Annotated in this window: 1 protein-coding gene; it reads right to left on the bottom strand. The window is 46.1% G+C overall.

Annotation, left to right across the window (positions count from 1 at the left end; genetic code table 11):
* Positions 1-319: 319 nt before the first annotated feature.
* Positions 320-880, bottom strand: coding sequence for a sensor histidine kinase (locus B5G03_RS16865; protein WP_087182822.1), 561 nt, complete (start codon positions 878-880; stop codon positions 320-322).
* Positions 881-1,114 lie beyond the last annotated feature (234 nt).

The following is a 1,114-nucleotide window of genomic DNA, read 5'->3' as shown; positions in this document are numbered from 1 at the left end:
CAGATTCAAATGCCTCTTGGTCAAACCGCCTTTCCTCCTCTCTTGATTGATTTTGGGTAAAAAAATAAATGCGGGAAAACTCGCATCGAGTTCTCTCGCATTTATTCTAAATATTCAGCAAAAATTTTTATTTTTTTCAAATAAAACTCTTCTTATGTCATAATGCAAAAAATCTCGTTTCTCCAATATTTTTCCAACTGCAGACCACATGATTTAATCAGACACTTGCGTTTCCCCGAAATAGCACTTCTGTCCTTTTATGGTGTTGTGACCCGCATGGAGCATAAAAACAAAGACTTCGAAATCTTTTTGAAACGCATCATCCTTCCCGCATATCCGTTACCGGAAAATTCAATTCCACTTTTGCTCCCTGCGAAGTATTGGAAAGATGAAGAGAACCACCATGCTGTTTTGCAGTCTGTACGGCACAAAACAGGCCCATCCCCAGATGCCCCTCCTGAGGGCGGCTGGCATCACTGGTGAAAAAGGGCTGGCCGCCCTTGGCGAGGGCCGCAGCTGAAAACCCGGGGCCAGTATCCTCCACCGAAAGTTTCACTCGTTTTTCTTCCAGTAATATGTTCAGAACCACTTTGCCACCCGCCGGGGTATAACGCACCGCATTATCCAGAAGATTCGTCACTGCCCGATCCAAAGCAGCAGGATATACCCAAAGAGAAATGGGCGAAACCGAAGAACAGATGAATTCCACCTGTTTGGCTCCGCAAAGGCTTTGCCCAGTTCGCTTCCAGCCTTCTGCCAGGTGTTCCAGAGAGACCTGTTCTTTCTGTTGTTCCATCAATCCTTCCGGGCTGGTCATGGCTCGAAGTTGTACCAGATACTCCTGCACTCGAACCGCACTGCGAAGGATAGTCTCTACCATTTCCTTCTGGAAACCGATTTGTCAAGGGGAGATTGCCCTGGAGTTATACATTTTTCTTTTTTGAGCTTCTGAGCCGTCGCCTTTCACCGCGGCCCTAAAATTTTGCATAAACACAACACAAGATCAGCAGCGTGTAAGCAATCAGAAAAAACTAAACCGCCTGTCCCTATGGCCGAGATAAGGGTCACTAGGACAAGCGGTTTTCTTTGCCTTAAATGATGACTGGTAAGATGT

The organism is Gemmiger sp. An50 (assembly GCF_002161595.1).
GTDB lineage: Bacteria > Bacillota > Clostridia > Oscillospirales > Ruminococcaceae > Allofournierella.
The sequence above is the reverse complement of the archived record's forward strand: the minus strand, read 5'-3'. Positions and strand labels throughout refer to the sequence as shown.

Coding starts and splice junctions, on each gene's coding strand:
- B5G03_RS16865 (WP_087182822.1), bottom strand. CDS start 880: ATGGTAGAGACTATCCTTCGCAGTGCGGTTCGAGTGCAGGAGTATCTG.